Origin of the sequence: Ruminococcus sp. J1101004sp1_RTP21198st1_B9_RTP21198_201120 (assembly GCF_040924245.1) — a bacterium.
Taxonomy (GTDB): Bacteria; Bacillota; Clostridia; order Lachnospirales; family Lachnospiraceae; genus Blautia_A; species Blautia_A faecis.
Window position 1 is genome coordinate 33,556 of sequence record NZ_JBCOMI010000001.1, and the last position, 19,095, is coordinate 52,650.

Consider the following 19,095-nt stretch of genomic DNA (forward strand, 5'->3'; position numbering starts at 1 on the left):
TTCTTCGCGCTGTTTATTTGGAAATGAAATAGTGGGAGTGTTCGAACAAAATGGGGCGTGAAAAAGATATGGAAGAAAAAAGGCACAGGATCATAGGTACTGCCGGACATATTGATCATGGTAAAACCTGGCTGGTCAAGGCGCTGACAGGCACGGATACGGATCGCCTGGCAGAGGAAAAAAGGCGGGGGATTACAATTGAAAATGGTTTTGCGTTTCTGAAATTTCCGGATGGCAGGGAAGCTGGGATTATTGACGTGCCAGGCCATGAAAGGTTTATAAAGAATATGCTGGCTGGAGCTGGCGGAATTGATATTGCCATGGTAGTGATCGCAGTAGATGAGGGAGTTATGCCTCAGACCAGGGAACATCTGGCAATACTTTCCCTGCTTGGTATTCAAAAGGGTGTGCTTGTGCTCACCAAAGGTGACCTGGAATGGAAAAAGGGACTTGACCAGGAAATCAGGGAATTTGCAGAGGGAACGTTTCTGGAAAATGCGGATGTGGTAGTGACCAGTGCTGTGGATGGGCGTGGGATTGAGGAACTGCGCAGGGTGTTGTGGAAACTGTGCACAGCCGGAAAAAACACGGGAAATCAGAAGCCTTCCCAAAAAGAAGGTGACAGCTGCACAGGCAGAATGGGGACAAAAGCATCTGCGTTTCGCCTGCCCATAGATCGTGTGTTTTCTCTAAAGGGTTTTGGAACTGTAGTGACCGGGACGCTGCTTGATGGCAGTTTAGGCTTGAATTATGACGCCATGCTTTATCCCAGAACTGAAAGGGTAAAAATTCGAGGGATTCAGGTGCATGGTCAGGAAGTATCCGAAGCTGTTCCGGGACAGCGGGTGGCAGTGAACCTTCCGGGGATTGGAAAAGAGCAGATCTCCCGGGGAGAAATTCTGGCAGCAGCAGGAAGTATGGAAGGTACCATGATAGCAGATGTACGGCTGCAGCTGTTGAAGTCAGGACAGCGTACTTTAAAAAGCGGTACCCGTGTTCATCTTTATCATGGGGCAGCAGAACTGGTGTGTAAAATAATTCTGTTTGACAGAGTAGTGCTGAAGCCCGGTGAAGAGGCCGTAGTCCAGCTTCGGATGGAGCAGATGACGGCAATGAAAGCAGGGGATCATTTTGTTATAAGATTTTATTCGCCAGTAGAAACCATCGGCGGTGGAGTTGTGCTGAATCCCAATGGGGTAAAAAGGAAAAAAAGACAGAATGCAGATGCTGTTGTTCATTGTGCATGTACCGGAAAGGAAAGAAAAAAAGCACATGCTTCAGGAAAAATAACAGAAGAAATATGTGGGAATTCTGTCTTTTTGCAGCTGCAGGAATTATATCTGAAATCGGGCTTTATGCCTCCGCTGACAGATGAAGTGAAGAAAGTATTTTCCGGTGAGCGGGATTTTTCAGAAGTGTTCTTTGCCATGGTGCGGGACGGTGTTCTTGTACGGTTTGACGAGAAGCATTATATGCACTGGGAAATGCGGCAGAAAGCTCTGGATATGGCGTATCTGTTATATGAAGAAAAGGGTATGATCCAGACTGGAGAATTTCGTGACCGTCTGGGAATATCCCGTAAATGTGCGATCATACTGCTGGAGAGGTTTGACAGAGAGCGGATTACAGTTATGGAAAATGGAGGAAGAGTGTTAAAACGAAACTTGCAGCAGGCAGACCGGTCTCAATGAGAAGAGTAAGAATGGAAAGTTGGGTACGTTTTTGGCGGGAACATATGGGAATCGAACCCATCCGGGACGGGATTAGCGCCCCACACTGGTTTTGAAGACCAGGAGGCACACCGGCACCTATCTGCTCCCAGTGAGAGTATAGCGGAGATTGGAAGCTTCGTCAACCACAGTCTTTGGGTCCGAAACCTTTCTTTGATTCCCTATTGACTAAGAGGGGGCAGATAAAGTAGAATAGTATTATTCGGGATAGTGTACCTTGTAGCCTTTTTCAAACATGCTCTGGTATGGCGGAGCTGTTGAACAGGGCTGTGTTTTGCGTATCCCGTTTATAATGGATGTTTTCACATTACCAGATTACAGTATTGAAGAATATCCGAAGAGGAGAAAAATATGGCAGAGACAGTTAGAGTTGTAGTAGATGCCATGGGCGGAGACAACGCTCCGGCAGAACCAGTGAAAGCAGCTGTAGAGGCTGTTGCCGAGAGGGAAGACATTGATGTGATCCTTACCGGCAGGCAGGATGTAATTGAGAAAGAGCTGAGTAAATTTCAGAATTACCCCAAGGAAAGAATCCAGATCGTGAATACCACAGAGGTGATCGAGACAGCAGAGCCTCCGGTTCTGGCAATCCGTAAGAAGAAAGATTCTTCCATTGTGGTAGGACTGAATCTTGTGAAGAAGCAGGAAGCAGAAGCATTTGTTTCCTCTGGAAGCTCAGGCGCTATTTTAGTAGGTGGTCAGGTGATCGTAGGAAGAAGCAAAGGAGTACAGCGTCCGCCGCTGGCACCCTTGATTCCCACCCAGAATGGTGTGTCACTTCTTATTGACTGCGGTGCGAACGTAGATGCCAGACCAGAGCATCTGGTACAGTTTGCGAAGATGGGTTCCATCTATATGGAAGACGTGGTTGGAATCAAGAACCCTCGTGTTGCCATTGTAAACATTGGTGCAGAGGAGGAGAAGGGAAATGCCCTTGTGAAAGAGACGTTCCCTCTTTTGAAGGAATGCCCGGGGATCAATTTTATTGGAAGTATTGAAGCAAGGGATATTCCGGCTGGTTATGCAGATGTGATTGTCTGCGAGGCTTTTGTCGGGAACGTGATCCTGAAGCTTTATGAAGGACTTGGAAGTACCTTTATGAAGATGCTTAAAACCGGCCTTATGAAAGACACCCGCAGCAAGGTTGGAGCTCTTCTGGTGAAACCGGCCGTCAAAGAAACCATGAAGGCATTTGATGCAAGTGAGTACGGCGGAGCTCCTCTTCTGGGTCTTAAGGGACTGGTTGTGAAGACACACGGCAGTGCCAGGGCGGTTGAAATCCGCCACGCTATTTTTCAGTGTGTTCAGTTCAGACAGCAGAAGATCAATGAGAAAATCGCTGCCCATATGGTGGAAGAGACACCAGAAAAAGCATGATCATCCATGCATTGCAGCAGACTCTTCGGCAAAGACCTGCCGGGGGTCTGCCAGCTAGTCAGAGGGAAGGAAGTTTATCATGGAAAAAAAGTTAAAAGCATTGGAGAACCGGATCGGTTATGAGTTCAGGAACAGGAACCTTCTGATCCTTGCACTGACACATAGTTCCTATGCAAACGAGAAGAAGCTTGGTAAGGCAGGCTGCAACGAGCGTCTGGAGTTTCTTGGAGATGCAGTTCTGGAGCTGATCAGCAGTGATTTTCTCTATAAGAAGTTCACCCAGATTCCAGAGGGCGAATTGACCAAGAAGAGAGCCAGCCTGGTTTGCGAACCCAGTCTTGCTTATTGTGCAAGAGATTTTGGACTGCCGCAGTATCTGCTCCTTGGAAAAGGTGAGGACATGACTGGTGGAAGAAACCGTGACTCTATTGTTTCCGATGCAACAGAGGCTCTGCTTGGAGCTATCTATCTGGACGGTGGTTTTGCTAGCGCAAAGGAGTTTGTTCTGAAATTCATTCTGAACGATCTTGAGAACAAACAGCTCTTTTATGATAGCAAGACCATCCTGCAGGAAATCGTACAGGAGAAGGGAACCCATCTTGTGGAGTACCATCTGATAAAAGAAGAAGGCCCGGATCACAATAAAAGCTTTACCGTGGATGTGCTTGTCAGCGGTCATGTGATGGGTACCGGAGTAGGACATACCAAGAAAGCTGCCGAGCAGGAAGCTGCTTACCAGGCTATCCGGAAGATGAGAAAATAATAACAAGGATTCGAATACATGTATTTAAAAAATATTGAAGTGCACGGGTTTAAGTCCTTTGCACAGAAAATCAATTTCGAATTTCATAATGGAATTACGGGAATCGTTGGCCCCAACGGCAGTGGGAAAAGCAACGTAGGTGATGCGGTCCGCTGGGTCCTTGGAGAACAGAGCGCCAAGCAGCTTCGAGGCGGAAACATGCAGGATGTTATTTTTTCCGGCACGGAGACCAGAAAGCCCCTTAGCTTTGCTTCTGTTGCCATTACTCTGGATAACAGCGATCACAAGCTTCCGGTTGATTTTAATGAGGTTACGGTTACCCGAAGACTTTACCGTTCCGGTGAAAGTGAATATCTTATTAATGGAAGTGCCTGTCGTCTGAAGGATATTAATGAGATGTTTTACGATACCGGTATTGGGAAAGAGGGCTATTCCATCATCGGGCAGGGACAGATCGATAAGATCTTAAGCGGTAAGCCGGAAGAGCGCCGTGAGCTTTTTGACGAAGCTGCCGGAATCGTAAAGTTTAAGCGAAGAAAGGCAACTACCATTAAGAAGCTGCAGGACGAACAGGGAAATCTGGTGCGTGTTACCGATATTTTAAGTGAGCTTACCAGACAATTGAGTCCTTTGGAGCGCCAGTCCGAGACAGCCAGAATTTATCTTGCCAAAAGAGACACTTTGCGGGAATTGGATGTGAACAGTTTTCTTCTGGAAAACGAGGAGACCAGCCGTGAATTAAAAGAGCTGGATACCAAGAATACCAGGGCCGCTGAGGAGCTGGAGGAGAATCAGAAGGCCTACGAGCAGACAAAAGTGGAATATGACCGTCTTGAAGAGGAACTGGAACAGTTGAATTCCCAGATGGATCAGCTGCGTGAAGAGACGCAGAATAAGGCAATCCGCAGGCAGCAGCTGGATGGCGAGACCAAGGTACTTCGGGAACAGATTTTGTCCGGAGTGCAGAGTGAAGAGCATTACAAGAGCCGTCTGCAGTCCATTGAGGCGGACCTGAAGGAACGCCAGGAGTCTCTGGAGAGTCAGGAGGCGGAGAAATCCCAGCTCCATGCAGCTCTTCTGGAAGCAAGGAAGCGCCAGGAGGCAGAAGAGGACCGGATTTCCAATATTCAGGCACAGATCGAAGAGTGCTCCCAGGCAGTGGAGAATGGCAAGAACGAGATTATCGAGCTTCTCAATACCCGTGCCACTACCAAGGGAAAAGCCCAGCGTTTCGATACCATGATGGAGCAGATCGATATCCGTAAAGCGGGAATCAGTCAGAGACAGCTTCATTTGAAAACAGAGGAAGCCCAGCAGCAGAGTGAGCTGGAGAGGGCAAAGGAGAAGTTTCAGGGAATTACCACACTTATCCAGGACATGAATGCAGAGTGTCAGCGCCTGGATAATGAAGTACATAAAATTACAGATGAATTAAAGAAACAGAACGGCCAGATGGAAATCGGCCAGAGTGCATATCACCGTGAGGCTTCCAGGCTGGAATCTTTGAAAAATATTACAGAGCGCTATGACGGATACGGAAACAGTATCCGCCGTGTAATGGAACAGAAGGACCGGGTACCGGGAATTAAGGGTGTTGTAGCGGATCTGATCCAGGTAAATAAGGAGTATGAGATCGCCATTGAGACGGCTCTTGGCGGAAGTATTCAGAACATTGTCACAGACAATGAACAGACTGCCAAGCATATGATCGAATTTCTGAAGAAAAACCGTTTCGGCCGTGCTACGTTCCTTCCACTTAACAGTATCAATACTAGAAGTGGTTTTACCCAGAGGGATGCGCTGCAGGAGCCGGGAGTGATCGGGCTTGCCAGTGAACTGGTAACTACAGGTCCGGAGTATGCCGGACTTGCTACTTATCTTCTGGGTCGTGTGCTTGTGGTGGATCACATTGACAATGCCATTGCCATTGCGCGAAAGTACCGGCACAGTCTTCGCATGGTAACTGTGGAGGGTGAATCCTTCAGTCCGGGCGGTTCTATGTCAGGTGGTTCTTTTAAGAATAACAGCAACCTTCTTGGCCGCCGCCGTGAGATCGAAGAACTGGAATCCAGTGTGAAGGCTCTTCGAAAAGACATGGATGACATGCAGACGGCTATTAATGATAATCGAAGCAAGCGCAATGTTATGCGTGACACCATTGCAGATCTGCAGGAAAAACTGCGTCAGCAGTATGTTGCCCAGAACACGGCGAAGATGAACATTAACCAGGTAGAAGCCAAAACAAAGGAAATCCAGGCTGGCTACGGAGAGATTCAGAGAGAGCAGATGGAAATCCGCCGTCAGATCGAGGAGGCAGAGGCTGATCACAGCAGGATTGCCGAAGAATTGAAGGCTTCTGAGCAGGATGAGAAAGAACTGGAGACTTTTATCCAGAATAAACAGGAAGAATTAGAGACCTGGAGGGCTTCTGAGCAGGAGGTTTCCAGGAAACTGGAGGCTCTTCGTCTGGAAGCAAGTACAGCCCAGCAGAAAGAAAGCTTCGCAGCAGAGACTCTGGGCCGTCTGACCCATGAGATGGAAGCTCTTCGCCAGGAGGAAGCAGATATTCATGAAACGCTGGAGCTTGGCGGCGAAGAGAATGAGAGAAAGCGCCAGTCTGTAGAGAACCTGGAGGCAGTGATCCGGACTTTGGAAGAGGATGAAACCAAGGCGAAGGCTCAGATGGAGAGCTGGCAGAGTGTGAAGGATGAAAAAAATGCCAGCCATAAGGCATTTTTTGAGAAGCGGGATCAGCTGTCCGGCAGGATTTCACTTCTGGACAAAGAGTGTTACCGTCTGAAAAGTCAGATCGAGAAGCTGGAAGAGCACAGGGAATCTCAGATTTCCTATATGTGGAATGAGTATGAGATCACCCCGAACAATGCCCTTCAGTACAAAAAAGAAGAGCTGAACGATCTGAAAGCCATGAAGAAAGAAATTGCCCAGGTGAAGGATGAAATCCGTAAGCTTGGTAACGTTAATGTAAATGCAATTGAGGAATATAAGGAGATTTCAGAGCGTCATGCTTTCCTTTCCGGACAGTATGAGGATCTGAAAACCGCAGAAGCGCAGCTGGAGAACATTATCCAGGAACTGGATGAGGGAATGCGTAAACAGTTTACGGAGAAATTCCAGGATATCCAGAGAGAGTTTGACAAGGCTTTCAAGGAATTGTTTGGAGGCGGTAAGGGCACTCTGGAGCTTGAGGAAGACGTGGATATTCTGGAAGCAGGAATTCGCATTATTTCCCAGCCGCCGGGCAAAAAGCTTCAGAATATGATGCAGCTTTCCGGTGGAGAGAAGGCACTTACTGCAATTGCTCTTTTGTTTGCAATCCAGAACCTGAAGCCGTCGCCATTCTGTCTTCTTGATGAGATCGAGGCGGCACTTGACGATTCGAATGTAGGTCGTTTCGCAGGCTATCTTCAGAAGTTGACGAAGAACACGCAATTCATTATAATAACACACAGGCGTGGTACTATGAATGCCGCAGACAGGCTTTATGGTATTACCATGCAGGAGAAAGGAGTCTCCACGCTGGTTTCCGTTGATCTTGTGGAAAACCAGCTTACGCAGTAAAAGGAGGAGAGGAAATGGCAGAGGAAAAGAAAGGCTTTTTTAAAAGACTTGTCAGTGGCCTGACAAAAACAAGAGACAACATCGTGGCAGGATTTGATTCTCTTTTCACCGGCTATTCAACAATAGATGATGATTTTTATGAGGAACTGGAAGAAATCCTGATCATGGGTGACATTGGAATCAATGCTACCACAGCCATTCTGGACAAATTAAAAGACCAGGTGGAAATCCGAAATATCAGGGATCCCAAGGAGTGCAAGCAGCTTCTTATTGATACCATCAAGGAGCAGATGACGGTAGACAGCACAGAGTACGAGTTTGAAAACCGTAAATCCGTTATTCTTGTGATTGGTGTCAATGGTGTTGGAAAAACAACTTCCGTTGGAAAACTTGCCGGCAAGCTGAAGGACCAGGGCAAAAAGGTTATTCTTGGTGCTGCGGACACTTTCCGTGCAGCAGCAGGGGAACAGCTGACCCAGTGGGCGAACCGGGCAGGAGTGGAGATCATTGGCGGCCAGGATGGAGCAGACCCGGCATCAGTTGTCTATGATGCAGTGGCAGCAGCCAAGGCCCGCAATGCAGACGTTCTGATCTGTGATACCGCAGGAAGACTTCATAATAAGAAGAATCTTATGGAAGAGCTTCGCAAGATTTACCGCATTCTGGAGAAGGAATATCCGGAAGCGTATCTGGAAACTCTGGTGGTTCTGGATGGAACGACAGGACAGAACGCACTTGTGCAGGCAAGACAGTTTGCAGAGGTGGCAAATGTAACCGGTATCATTCTTACCAAGCTTGATGGTACAGCCAAGGGTGGTATTGCGGTGGCAATCCAGTCTGAGCTTGATATCCCGGTGAAATATATCGGCGTTGGTGAGAGCATTGACGATTTACAGAAATTCGATGCAAATTCTTTTGTGGATGCGTTGTTTGATATTCGTCCGGATGAAAACTAACCCCACAGACTACAGGAGGAAAAATAAAAATGCTTACATTAGAGAGTTTTGAAGAAGCGGCAGAAATAGTTAAGCAGGTAACCCAGGAGACCAAGCTGGTGAAGAGCAGTTATTTCTCTGAACTCACTGGAAACAAGGTTTTCTTCAAACCAGAGAACATGCAGAGAACAGGTGCGTATAAGGTGCGTGGAGCTTATTATAAGATCAGTACTCTTTCCGATGAAGAGAGGGGCAAAGGCCTGATCACAGCTTCCGCTGGAAACCATGCACAGGGTGTGGCATATGCAGCACACAAATACGGTGTGAAGGCCGTGATCGTAATGCCGACCACTACACCGCTTATTAAAGTAGAGCGTACAAAAGGTTATGGCGCAGAGGTTATTCTTCATGGTGATGTTTACGATGAGGCCTGTGCTTATGCGCTGGAGCTTGCTGAAGAAAAGGGCTATACCTTTATTCATCCTTTTGACGATCCTGCAGTTGCTACCGGACAGGGAACCATTGCCATGGAGATCATTCAGGAGCTTCCTCTTGTAGATTATATTCTGGTGCCAATCGGTGGAGGCGGACTTGCAACAGGTGTATCCACACTTGCCAAGCTTCTTAATCCTCATATTAAAGTAATTGGTGTAGAGCCGGCAGGTGCAGCCTGCATGAAGGCTTCTCTTGAGAAAGGGGAGGTTGTTACACTGCCCCATGTAAACACCATTGCAGATGGTACTGCAGTTCAGACTCCGGGCTCTCATATTTTCCCATATATCCAGGAGAATCTGGATGAAATCATCACGGTTGAGGATGATGAGCTGATCGTTGCTTTCCTGGATATGGTAGAGAATCACAAGATGATTGTTGAGAATTCAGGACTTCTGACAGTGGCTGCACTTCGTCATCTTGATTTCAAGAATAAAAAGGTTGTGTCCATTTTAAGTGGTGGAAATATGGATGTGATTACCATGTCTTCTGTAGTACAGCATGGTCTGATCCAGCGAGACAGAATCTTTACAGTGTCTGTTCTTATCCCGGATAAGCCTGGTGAACTGGTACGTGTGGCTTCTATTATTGCAGAGAATCAGGGAAATGTTATCAAGCTGGATCATAATCAGTTTGTAAGCACAAACCGTAATGCAGCTGTAGAACTGAAGATCACTCTGGAGGCATTTGGTACAGATCATAAGAATCAGATCGTGAAAGCACTGGAGACTGCCGGATGCAGACCGAAAGTAATTCGCGCAAGTCTGTAATTGAAAAACAGAAGCATTTCCCTACCTTGCAGTTAATAACTGAAGCAACATCACAAATGGTATGAATAAAGTTAGTTACTGTTCACTCCGCTCACAGTAACACGCTTCGCGATGCACAGAAATCATGCTTTGCATGATTTCGCGCCGCAACTCTCGGGTTTTCTGTGAACTTTGTTCACAAAAAACACCTCGCGGAATGTTACCAGTGAACAGTAACTAAAGTTAGTCTATGTGCTTTGGGCGTTTTGTATATTCATGTAAAAAATGGGGAGTGTTTGCTGAATTGATTATAAATAAATACAACTGTGTTGGTTTTACAAAAGGGCCGGCATGGCGGTGAATATAAGGAGTAGCAAACTATGAAAAAAGTAATTTTAACAGGAGACCGCCCTACAGGACGTCTTCATGTGGGACATTATGTGGGCTCTTTATCTGAGCGTGTAAAGCTTCAGAATTCCGGAAATTATGACGAGATTTATATTATGATCGCGGATGCCCAGGCGCTTACTGATAACGCGGAGCACCCGGAGAAGGTTCGTCAGAATATTATCCAGGTAGCACTTGATTATCTGGCTTGCGGGATTGATCCGGACAAATCCACAATTTTCATCCAGTCCATGGTTCCGGAGCTTACAGAGCTTACTTTCTATTATATGAATCTGGTTACAGTGGCCCGTGTTCAGCGTAACCCTACTGTGAAAGCTGAGATCCAGATGCGTAATTTCGAAGCCAGCATTCCGGTTGGATTTTTCTGCTATCCTATCAGCCAGGCAGCTGATATTACAGCATTCCGCGCAACAGCAGTTCCGGTTGGAGAGGATCAGCTTCCTATGCTGGAGCAGTGCAAAGAGATCGTACACAAGTTTAACACAGTATATGGTGAGACGCTTACAGAGCCGGAGATCGTACTTCCTTCCAACAAGGCGTGCCTGCGTCTGCCAGGTATTGACGGTAAGGCAAAAATGAGTAAATCTCTTGGAAACTGCATTTATCTTTCCGATGAGGCAGATGAGGTTAAGAAGAAGGTTATGTCCATGTTCACGGATCCGAATCATCTTCGTGTTCAGGATCCGGGAAATGTTGATGGCAATCCGGTATTTATTTATCTGGATGCTTTCTGCAAACCAGAATACTTCCCGGAATTTCTTCCGGATTATCAGAACCTGGACGAGCTGAAAGACCATTATAAGAGAGGCGGACTTGGAGATGTTAAGGTTAAGAAGTTCCTGAACAACGTTCTCCAGGCTGAGCTTGGCCCGATCCGCGAGCGCCGTAAAATGTGGGAGCAGCGCATTCCGGATGTCTATGATATTTTAAGAGAGGGCAGTAAGGTGGCTGAGGCAAAGGCAGCTGAGACTCTGAGGGATGTAAAGGCTTCTATGAAAATTAATTATTTTGATGATGATAGTTTGATTCAGTAAAATATGTGGATTTTAAGTTGACATTTCGTTGGTTATGGCATATGCTAATAGTAGCTAAGGAATGCGGTGAAATTCCATGCGACGAAACGAAAGCCCTCAGAGTTGCAGCTCTGAGGGCTTTCTTGCTCGTTACGGTGAGCTAATCCGTTTAGGCTGTTGCTGCCTATTGTTTACCGTCCAGCCATTTGCATATGTAGTAGCTAACTACACTTGCTAAAACGGAAACAAGAAATGCGGTGAAAATTTCTTCCATGTGATTCACCTCCTTTCTGCTGGAGGCTCGGCAGCTTTTATAGTATAGCATAAGGGCGGACAATTAGAAATAGCGTATAATAAATTTGGACATATAAATAGTATATACAATGTAAAGAAAAAACACTTGACACACACCACAAAATACGGTATGATACCCAAGGTGATAACGAATGGAAAAGTTTGTAGAACGTACTTTGCTCTATGATTTTTACGGAGAGCTTCTTACGAAGAGACAGCAGCAGATCTACGAGAGTGTAGTTCTGGAGGATTATTCTTTAAGTGAGGTTGCAGAGGAACTGAATATCAGCCGTCAGGGCGTACATGATATGATCAGACGCTGTGACAAGGCACTGGAAGGATATGAAGAGAAGCTGCATCTGGTGGAGAAGTTTGTGAATATCCGGGGACAGGTACAGAAGATACATGAGCTTGCATCCGGATATCACGCTGATGATATTGAGGCAATATCCAATGTGATTTTAGAGGAGTTATAATTCATGGCATTTGAAAGCTTAACAGATAAACTTCAGAATGTATTCAAGAAGCTGAGAAGCAAAGGCCGTCTGACCGAAGAGGATGTTAAGATTGCTCTTAAAGAAGTTAAGATGGCACTCCTTGAAGCGGACGTTAACTTCAGAGTCGTGAAACAGTTCACGAAATCTGTACAGGAACGTGCAGTTGGACAGGACGTTATGAACGGACTGAACCCAGGCCAGATGGTCATCAAGATTGTAAATGAAGAGCTGGTTAATCTTATGGGAAGTGAGACTACAGAGCTTCCGATCAAGCCTGGCAATGATCTGACTGTCATTATGATGGCAGGTCTTCAGGGAGCTGGTAAGACCACTACAGCAGCCAAGCTTGCAGGTAAGATCAAGTCTAAAGGTAAGAGACCTCTTCTGGTAGCCTGTGACGTTTACAGACCCGCAGCGATCACTCAGCTGCAGGTAAACGGTGAGAAACAAGGCGTGGAAGTCTTTACCATGGGTGATAAACAGAGCCCGGTAGACATAGCCAAGGCGGCTGTTGCACATGCCAAGGCGAATCAGCAGAATGTAGTGATCATTGATACAGCAGGTCGTCTTCATGTCGATGAGGATATGATGCAGGAGCTTGCTGATATTAAGTCTAATATTGAGGTAGATGCTACAGTCCTTGTAGTAGATGCCATGACCGGACAGGATGCAGTCAATGTAGCCCAGACTTTTGCAGAGAAGGTTGGAATCGATGGAGTGATCCTGACCAAGATGGATGGTGATACCCGTGGTGGTGCAGCTCTTTCCATCAAGTCCGTAACTGGCAAGCCAATCCTGTATGTAGGTATGGGAGAGAAGTTATCCGATCTGGAACAGTTCTATCCGGAGAGAATGGCATCCCGTATCCTTGGTATGGGAGATGTAATGAGCCTGATCGAAAAGGCAGAAGCAGCCGTAGATCAGGAAGCAGCCCAGGAGATGTCCAAGAAGCTGAAGAAGATGGATTTTGATTTCAATGACTATCTTACCAGCCTTGAACAGATGAATAAGATGGGCGGAATCTCCAGTATCCTGAACATGCTCCCTGGTGTGGGAAGCAAGATGAAAGATGTGGAGAGCATGATCGATGAGAAAGCAATGGACAGAACCAAGTCCATTATTCTTTCCATGACCCCACAGGAGCGTTCCAATCCAGGAATCCTGAACCTTTCCCGTAAGAACAGGATTGCCAGAGGCGCAGGTGTGGATGTTGCAGAAGTCAATCGCCTTGTGAAGCAGTTTGAGCAGAGCAAGAAGATGATGAAGCAGATGCCGGGTCTCATGGGCGGCGGCAAAATGGGTGGTAAAAGAGGCGGCTTTAAGCTCCCTTTTTAACATAAAATAATTAAATTAACTAATAAAGAGAAAGTAAATTGGAGGAAAATTAAAATGGCAGTTAAGATCAGATTAAGAAGAATGGGACAGAAGAAAGCACCTTACTATAGAATCGTTGTTGCAGATTCCCGCAGCAAACGTGACGGAAGATGTATCGAAGAGATCGGAACATATGATCCGAACCAGGAGCCAAGCGTATGCAAGGTTGACGAAGAAGCAGCTAAGAAATGGCTTGCAAACGGTGCTCAGCCTACAGAAGTTGTTGCTAAGATCCTTAAACAGGCCGGAATCGAGAAATAATTTAAGGAGTATCTTAGAGGTTGCCAGAATGGTTCAGACTGCACAGTATTTCCTGTGAAAGTCGTGAACTGTAATCGGCAATTTTCAGGGGGTATTTCTGTGACGTCCAGATGAGGGCATTTTTTGAATATGCTCCGGGGCGGGATCAGGGAGGTGTGTAATGAAAGAATTAGTAGAAGTAATTGCAAAATCTCTTGTTGAAAATCCGGACGAAGTAGTCGTTACCGAAACAGAAAAGGATGACGCTGTTGTTATCGAACTGAAGGTAGGACCATCTGATATGGGTAAGGTGATCGGACGTCAGGGCAGAATCGCCAAGGCCATCCGTACCGTAGTAAAAGCGGCTTCTTCCAAAAGCAGCAAAAAAGTGATTGTAGATATTCTGCAATGATAAGCAAGATATATGGATGCAGGAGCTGTGGAGACATGGCTCCTGTTTTTACTTATGAAAGTCCTGGACGGCAGACATATTCGTTTTTTGTAGAGGAGTTTTGAATGGAAGATTTATTAAAGGTTGGAGTAATTACCACCACTCATGGCGTGCGGGGAGAAGTAAAAGTATTCCCTACCACAGATCCGGAGCGTTTCCTGGATCTTGAATACGTGATTCTGGATGCCGGCAGAGAGATGAAAAAGCTGGAAATCCGTAACGTGAAATTTTTTAAGAATCTTGTGATCCTGAAATTTAATGGGATTGATAATATAAATGATATTGAAATGTACAAAGGCAGAGACCTGTGGGTTCCCAGAGAAGAAGCCCAGGAACTGGATGAAGATGAATATTACATCGGCGACCTGATTGGCATGGAAGTGGTTCTGGAGGGCAACACCCATTTCGGAACCCTGAAAGATGTTATGGAGACAGGAGCCAATGATGTTTACGTAGTAGAGCTTCCAGATCATCAGGAAGTACTTCTCCCGGCAATCAAGGAATGCATCCTTGACGTTGATCTGGAAGAGAATGTGATGACGGTACATTTGATGAAAGGACTTTTATAAATGAATTTCCATGTTTTGACCCTTTTTCCGGAAATGATCCGGAATGGAATGAACACCAGCATTACAGGGCGTGCTATTAATGCAGGAATCCTTTCTGTGGAGGCCATAAATATCCGCGACTATGCTTTTAACAAGCACCAGAAAGTAGATGATTATACTTACGGCGGCGGTGCTGGAATGCTGATGCAGGCAGAACCGGTTTACCTGGCTTATGAAGCGATTGCCGAGAAAGCCGGGAAGCGCCCCCGTGTGGTTTATCTCACCCCGCAGGGACAGGTGTTTAATCAGCAGATGGCAAGAGACATGGCGAAAGAGGAAGACCTGGTTTTCCTTTGCGGTCACTATGAGGGGATTGACGAGCGTGTTCTGGAGGAAATTGTGACGGATTATGTGTCTATCGGAGATTATGTGCTTACAGGCGGCGAGCTTCCGGCCATGGTTATGATGGATTCTATTTCCCGCATGGTTCCAGGCGTGCTCAGCAATCAGGAGTCTGGCGAGACCGAGTCCTTTGCAGGAAATCTTCTGGAATATCCCCAGTACAGCCGCCCGGAAGAGTGGCATGGTAAAAAGGTTCCGGAGGTTCTTATGTCCGGTCATCATGCAAATATAGAGAAGTGGCGCAGAGAGCAGTCTATCATTCGTACAGCCAGAAGGCGCCCGGATCTGCTGAAAAAGGCAGATCTCACCAACAAAGAATGGAATTTTGTGCGGCAGCTGAAAAAGCAGTGGAAAGAGGAGGAATCCAAAGATGAGAACATCTGATTTTTACTATGAGCTCCCTCAGGAGCTGATCGCCCAGGATCCGCTGGAGGACAGAAGTTCTTCCAGACTTATGCATCTTTCTATGGCAGATGGCAGTATTGAGCATCGCCATTTCAGGGATATACTGGACTATCTGAATGAAGGTGATACTTTGGTTATCAATGATACCAAGGTTATTCCGGCAAGACTTTACGGTCACAAGGAAGAGACTGGCGCAGTGATCGAGATCCTTCTTCTGAAAAGAAGAGAGAACGATATCTGGGAATGCCTGGTAAAACCAGGTAAAAAGGCACGCCCAGGTGCTAAGATCACTTTTGGAGATGGTATCTTAAAGGGAGAGATTATTGACGTGGTGGACGAGGGGAATCGTCTGATCCAGTTCCATTATGAGGGTATTTTCGAAGAGATTCTGGATCAGCTGGGAGAGATGCCGCTGCCTCCATATATCACTCATAAATTAAAGGATAAGAATCGCTACCAGACTGTTTATGCAAAGAATGAAGGTTCTGCAGCAGCGCCTACAGCAGGTCTGCATTTTACAAAGGAACTTCTGGAGCAGGTGAAAGCCAAAGGGGTAAATATTGCCCATGTAACTCTTCACGTAGGTCTTGGCACATTCCGTCCGGTTAAGGTAGATGATGTGGAGCAGCATCACATGCATTCTGAATTCTACATTGTGGAAGAAGACCAGGCGAAGCTGATCAACGATACCAGGAAAAATGGCGGCCGTGTGATCGCAGTTGGAACTACCAGCTGCCGTACACTGGAATCTGCAACTGGCGCTGATGGTGTTCTGAAGTCTGGAAGCGGCTGGACAGAGATTTTTATTTATCCAGGCTATAAATTTAAGATGATCGACGGTCTGATCACCAACTTCCATCTGCCGGAATCCACACTGGTTATGCTGGTATCTGCACTGGCTGGAAAAGAGAATATTCTGCATGCCTATGAGGTGGCAGTGCAGGAGAAGTATCGGTTCTTTTCATTTGGGGATGCGATGCTGATATTATAATCAAAAAATACCCCCCGGAGCTTTCGCTCTGGGGGGCTGAATAACATATTTTCTTCTATCCGATCCAGGAGCTTCTTTCCTGGATTTTTTCCATAATTCTGGTCTTTTCATCCCCTTCAGCAGGCGTTGGCTGGTAATTGTTATAGCCGTAAGCGGAGGAGATGGAACATGGGATGATATTTGTTACATTATCTGCTTTTACGCCGTCATTTGAGATGGTAAAGGTCTGCTGGAAAATCATACTGTCCATGTCACTTGGGGCGCTGTTTCCGCCGAAGCAGAAGTTTCCAAGGCTGTATACAATATTTTTTCCTTTATATTCTTCAATTCCCTGAAGTACATGAGGATGATGTCCGCACACCAGGTCAGCGCCAAGGTCAATGGCAAGATGTCCAAGTGTGGTCTGATTGGAGTCTGGAACGGTTTCTTTTTCGTTTCCCCAGTGAAAGATAACGATGATCAGCTCTGCACCATCTTCTTTTACCTTGGCAATGTTGTCTTTCAGCTGCTGTTCACGCTCAAGATGATCGTATAACTCATAGATTCCCACAAGACCTACTTTTACCCCTTTTATATCCATTACGGCCGTCTCATCATAGCCAAAATGAACAATTCCCTGGGCATCCAGGGCGTCCATGGTATCCTGAAAGCTCTGCTCGCCGTAATCATGGCTGTGGTTGTTGGCTGTGTTTACTGCTTCCACAGAACTGCTGGAGTAAATTCCTGCAAAAGACGCAGGGGCTTTGAATGCGAAGGTTTTATCCTCGCGGCTGCTGCTGTCTGTGAAGGTCCCTTCATTGTTGGCGATGGTCAGGTCATCTGCTTCAAAAATGCTCTTTACATTCTGTAAAAAGTATTCTTTTCCATAATTTTCAAAATATGCATTCAGGCTGGTACTGTAATCGAAGGCTTCATCTGTGCCAAGGGTACAGTCGCCCACAACGTTTATAGTAAGGGTGACTGGGGTGTCGTGCTTCGATTTTGTTGAAACAGTATCGCTGCTTTCGGAATCAGAAGATGAATCTGAGCTGTCGCTGGAAGATTCGGCAGTCTGCTTAGTTCCATCGGCAAATGAAGAATCGTTCTTTTCATTGTCAGAAGAAAGAGCAGAACCAGTTGTCTTTTCGTCGGTTGCGTTGTTTACATTCGAAGAGTTTACACTCTTTGCCTTTCCTGCACATCCCCGGACGATCAGGATCAGTACCACCAGCAGCAGGACACCACCCGCGGCCATACAGATCTGTCGGATCTTTTTCTGGCGCTGGCGGTAATATTTGGATTTTTTGTATAAATTCTTTTTCTTTTGCATACGTCTATCCTCATATGGCTTTTTGTATATGATGTCGCCGACAGGCGATGTGTTTGTTCCGTATAAACATTGAGGCAAAAATCCATAGGTCATGTTTTGAGTGAATAGCCCTGTGAACTTTTGCCTTTGATTTACATTACAATAATATTTATCTGAAGAACTTGTCGTAATAACCCATTACGAAAATCAACAGTACAATAAGCGGCAGTACATAGGTAAGATATGGACGTGCCCACTTCGGAAATTTAATGCCGTTTCCTGTATCCGCTTCTTTGATGAAATTGTCCCATCCCCATCCGTAGCGGGTTACGCAGAACAGCAGGTAAACAAGGCTTCCAAGCGGAAGCAGGTTATTGGAGATAATGAAGTCCTCCAGATCCTGGATGGTGCTTCCTGCACCCAGTGGCTGAAATCCGCTCCATACGTTGAAACCAAGTACGCATGGCATGGATAAAACAAAGATTGCAATTCCGTTTACCAGAACTGCCTTCTTACGGCTCCAGCCCCACAGATCCATGGCAAAGCTTAAGATATTCTCAAATACTGCAATGATGGTGGAGAGAGCTGCGAATGTCATAAAGATAAAGAACAGTGCGCCCCAGAAACGGCCGCCCATCATCTGGTTAAACATGTTCGGCAGTGTTACGAACACAAGTCCAACACCCTGTGTAGGGCTTACATTGTAAGCAAAGCATGCCGGGAAAATAATAAGTCCGGCCATTAGTGCCACGAAAGTATCCAGAATACCAATCTGGATGGATTCGCCCATAAGGCTGCGGTCTTTGTCAATATAACTTCCAAAGATTGCCATTGCGCCGATCCCAAGGCTCAAGGTGAAGAATGCCTGTCCCATAGCGGCATAAATACCGGAAAGCAGTCCGTTCTCTTTCAGACGGCCAAAATCCGGGAGAAGATAGAACTTAATACCCTCGATGGCACCTGGAAGCGTACAGCTCTTAACGCAAAGAACTACCATAATAGTAAGAAGACATACCATCATAACCTTTGTGATACGTTCAACACCTTTCTGCAGTCCCATGCAGCAGGTACCAAAACCGAATGCAGTTACGATTACCATCCAGAAGGTCATTTCTCCAGGATTGGAGAGCATGGTGTTAAATACGTTTCCTACCGCTTCTGTATCAAGACCTGTGAAGGTGCCGCTTGCTATTTTAAAGAAGTAAGCCAGCATCCAGCCGCCTACAGTGGTGTAAAACATCATCAGCATATAGTTGCCAAGCATGGCTCCATAGCTGTAAATGTGCCATTTGGTGCCCTTTGGCTCAAGGAGATGGAAGCTTCTGGCAGCGGACTTGCGGCTTGCGCGTCCGACAGCAAATTCCATAACCATAATAGGCAGTCCAAGAATTACAAGGAACAGAAGATAGATCAGTACAAATGCTGCGCCTCCGTACTGTCCTGTTATATAAGGGAAGCGCCATACATTGCCGATTCCAATGGCGCAGCCGGCTGAAATGAGAATAAATCCAAGCCGGGATGAAAACTTTTCACGTTCTTTCATGTTGATTTCCTTCCTT

At 46.2% G+C, this 19,095-nt stretch carries 16 protein-coding genes and 1 tRNA gene; 14 read left to right on the forward strand and 3 right to left on the reverse strand.

All coding sequences use genetic code 11. The features are described 5' to 3' along the window. Window positions 1–50 precede the first annotated feature (50 nt). Window positions 51–1,691: a selenocysteine-specific translation elongation factor gene (selB, locus tag AB5618_RS00150; protein ID WP_173717722.1), complete on the forward strand. Its 1,641-nt coding sequence runs from the start codon at window positions 51–53 to the stop codon at window positions 1,689–1,691. A gap of 32 nt (window positions 1,692–1,723) precedes the next feature. Here selB and AB5618_RS00155 read toward each other — a convergent pair. Continuing rightward, window positions 1,724–1,820: transfer RNA gene (locus AB5618_RS00155), tRNA-Sec, on the reverse strand. A 261-nt stretch (window positions 1,821–2,081) separates the two neighbouring features. Here AB5618_RS00155 and plsX point away from each other — a divergent pair. The 13 genes from plsX to queA all read left to right on the forward strand — a co-directional run bounded on the left by plsX (window position 2,082) and on the right by queA (window position 16,248). Then, window positions 2,082–3,107, forward strand: a complete 1,026-nt coding sequence (gene plsX, locus AB5618_RS00160; protein ID WP_118578869.1) for a phosphate acyltransferase PlsX — start codon at window positions 2,082–2,084, stop codon at window positions 3,105–3,107. Between the two features lie 79 nt (window positions 3,108–3,186). Beyond that, window positions 3,187–3,870, forward strand: coding sequence for a ribonuclease III (gene rnc / locus AB5618_RS00165; protein WP_118578867.1), 684 nt, complete (start codon window positions 3,187–3,189; stop codon window positions 3,868–3,870). An 18-nt stretch (window positions 3,871–3,888) separates the two neighbouring features. Continuing rightward, window positions 3,889–7,449, forward strand: coding sequence for a chromosome segregation protein SMC (gene smc, locus AB5618_RS00170; RefSeq protein WP_173736257.1), 3,561 nt, complete (start codon window positions 3,889–3,891; stop codon window positions 7,447–7,449). Window positions 7,450–7,463: 14 nt separating this feature from the next. Continuing rightward, complete coding sequence (gene ftsY / locus AB5618_RS00175; RefSeq protein WP_173717145.1) at window positions 7,464–8,405, forward strand: signal recognition particle-docking protein FtsY; 942 nt, start codon at window positions 7,464–7,466, stop codon at window positions 8,403–8,405. Between the two features lie 29 nt (window positions 8,406–8,434). Then, complete coding sequence (gene ilvA / locus AB5618_RS00180) at window positions 8,435–9,646, forward strand: threonine ammonia-lyase (RefSeq protein WP_118578861.1); 1,212 nt, start codon at window positions 8,435–8,437, stop codon at window positions 9,644–9,646. 359 nt (window positions 9,647–10,005) lie between these two features. Next, complete coding sequence (trpS, locus tag AB5618_RS00185) at window positions 10,006–11,067, forward strand: tryptophan--tRNA ligase (RefSeq protein ID WP_148461954.1); 1,062 nt, start codon at window positions 10,006–10,008, stop codon at window positions 11,065–11,067. A 425-nt stretch (window positions 11,068–11,492) separates the two neighbouring features. Continuing rightward, the gene (ylxM, locus tag AB5618_RS00190) at window positions 11,493–11,816 is read left to right on the forward strand and encodes a YlxM family DNA-binding protein (RefSeq protein WP_118578857.1); all 324 of its coding nucleotides are present in this window, start codon (window positions 11,493–11,495) and stop codon (window positions 11,814–11,816) included. A 3-nt stretch (window positions 11,817–11,819) separates the two neighbouring features. Continuing rightward, complete coding sequence (gene ffh, locus AB5618_RS00195; protein WP_148461955.1) at window positions 11,820–13,172, forward strand: signal recognition particle protein; 1,353 nt, start codon at window positions 11,820–11,822, stop codon at window positions 13,170–13,172. 54 nt (window positions 13,173–13,226) lie between these two features. Beyond that, window positions 13,227–13,472 (forward strand): 30S ribosomal protein S16, encoded by a 246-nt coding sequence (gene rpsP / locus AB5618_RS00200; protein ID WP_117852013.1) that lies wholly within the window; start codon window positions 13,227–13,229, stop codon window positions 13,470–13,472. Window positions 13,473–13,632: 160 nt separating this feature from the next. After that, window positions 13,633–13,863 (forward strand): KH domain-containing protein, encoded by a 231-nt coding sequence (locus AB5618_RS00205; RefSeq protein WP_021926512.1) that lies wholly within the window; start codon window positions 13,633–13,635, stop codon window positions 13,861–13,863. Between the two features lie 104 nt (window positions 13,864–13,967). Next, complete coding sequence (rimM, locus tag AB5618_RS00210) at window positions 13,968–14,471, forward strand: ribosome maturation factor RimM (protein ID WP_148461956.1); 504 nt, start codon at window positions 13,968–13,970, stop codon at window positions 14,469–14,471. Beyond that, entirely contained in the window at window positions 14,472–15,236 is a 765-nt protein-coding gene (trmD, locus tag AB5618_RS00215; RefSeq protein WP_118578851.1) for a tRNA (guanosine(37)-N1)-methyltransferase TrmD, read from the forward strand. Next, window positions 15,223–16,248 (forward strand): tRNA preQ1(34) S-adenosylmethionine ribosyltransferase-isomerase QueA, encoded by a 1,026-nt coding sequence (queA, locus tag AB5618_RS00220; protein WP_148461957.1) that lies wholly within the window; start codon window positions 15,223–15,225, stop codon window positions 16,246–16,248. The genes trmD and queA overlap by 14 nt, the downstream gene beginning before the upstream one ends. 55 nt (window positions 16,249–16,303) lie before the next feature. Here queA and AB5618_RS00225 read toward each other — a convergent pair whose 3' ends face one another. Continuing rightward, window positions 16,304–17,557 (reverse strand): CapA family protein, encoded by a 1,254-nt coding sequence (locus AB5618_RS00225; protein ID WP_148461958.1) that lies wholly within the window; start codon window positions 17,555–17,557, stop codon window positions 16,304–16,306. A 148-nt stretch (window positions 17,558–17,705) separates the two neighbouring features. After that, window positions 17,706–19,079, reverse strand: a complete 1,374-nt coding sequence (locus AB5618_RS00230) for a sodium-dependent transporter (RefSeq protein ID WP_148461959.1) — start codon at window positions 19,077–19,079, stop codon at window positions 17,706–17,708. Window positions 19,080–19,095: the final 16 nt, after the last annotated feature.

Excerpts from the sequence above, each read along its gene's own strand:
- trmD (WP_118578851.1), top strand. The coding sequence starts at position 14,472 with ATGAATTTCCATGTTTTGACCCTTTTTCCGGAAATGATCCGGAATGGA.
- AB5618_RS00230 (WP_148461959.1), bottom strand. The coding sequence starts at position 19,079 with ATGAAAGAACGTGAAAAGTTTTCATCCCGGCTTGGATTTATTCTCATT.
- ftsY (WP_173717145.1), top strand. The coding sequence starts at position 7,464 with ATGGCAGAGGAAAAGAAAGGCTTTTTTAAAAGACTTGTCAGTGGCCTG.
- trpS (WP_148461954.1), top strand. The coding sequence starts at position 10,006 with ATGAAAAAAGTAATTTTAACAGGAGACCGCCCTACAGGACGTCTTCAT.
- ffh (WP_148461955.1), top strand. The coding sequence starts at position 11,820 with ATGGCATTTGAAAGCTTAACAGATAAACTTCAGAATGTATTCAAGAAG.
- plsX (WP_118578869.1), top strand. The coding sequence starts at position 2,082 with ATGGCAGAGACAGTTAGAGTTGTAGTAGATGCCATGGGCGGAGACAAC.
- AB5618_RS00225 (WP_148461958.1), bottom strand. The coding sequence starts at position 17,557 with ATGCAAAAGAAAAAGAATTTATACAAAAAATCCAAATATTACCGCCAG.
- ylxM (WP_118578857.1), top strand. The coding sequence starts at position 11,493 with ATGGAAAAGTTTGTAGAACGTACTTTGCTCTATGATTTTTACGGAGAG.
- rimM (WP_148461956.1), top strand. The coding sequence starts at position 13,968 with ATGGAAGATTTATTAAAGGTTGGAGTAATTACCACCACTCATGGCGTG.
- ilvA (WP_118578861.1), top strand. The coding sequence starts at position 8,435 with ATGCTTACATTAGAGAGTTTTGAAGAAGCGGCAGAAATAGTTAAGCAG.
- selB (WP_173717722.1), top strand. The coding sequence starts at position 51 with ATGGGGCGTGAAAAAGATATGGAAGAAAAAAGGCACAGGATCATAGGT.
- AB5618_RS00205 (WP_021926512.1), top strand. The coding sequence starts at position 13,633 with ATGAAAGAATTAGTAGAAGTAATTGCAAAATCTCTTGTTGAAAATCCG.
- rpsP (WP_117852013.1), top strand. The coding sequence starts at position 13,227 with ATGGCAGTTAAGATCAGATTAAGAAGAATGGGACAGAAGAAAGCACCT.
- smc (WP_173736257.1), top strand. The coding sequence starts at position 3,889 with ATGTATTTAAAAAATATTGAAGTGCACGGGTTTAAGTCCTTTGCACAG.
- queA (WP_148461957.1), top strand. The coding sequence starts at position 15,223 with ATGAGAACATCTGATTTTTACTATGAGCTCCCTCAGGAGCTGATCGCC.
- rnc (WP_118578867.1), top strand. The coding sequence starts at position 3,187 with ATGGAAAAAAAGTTAAAAGCATTGGAGAACCGGATCGGTTATGAGTTC.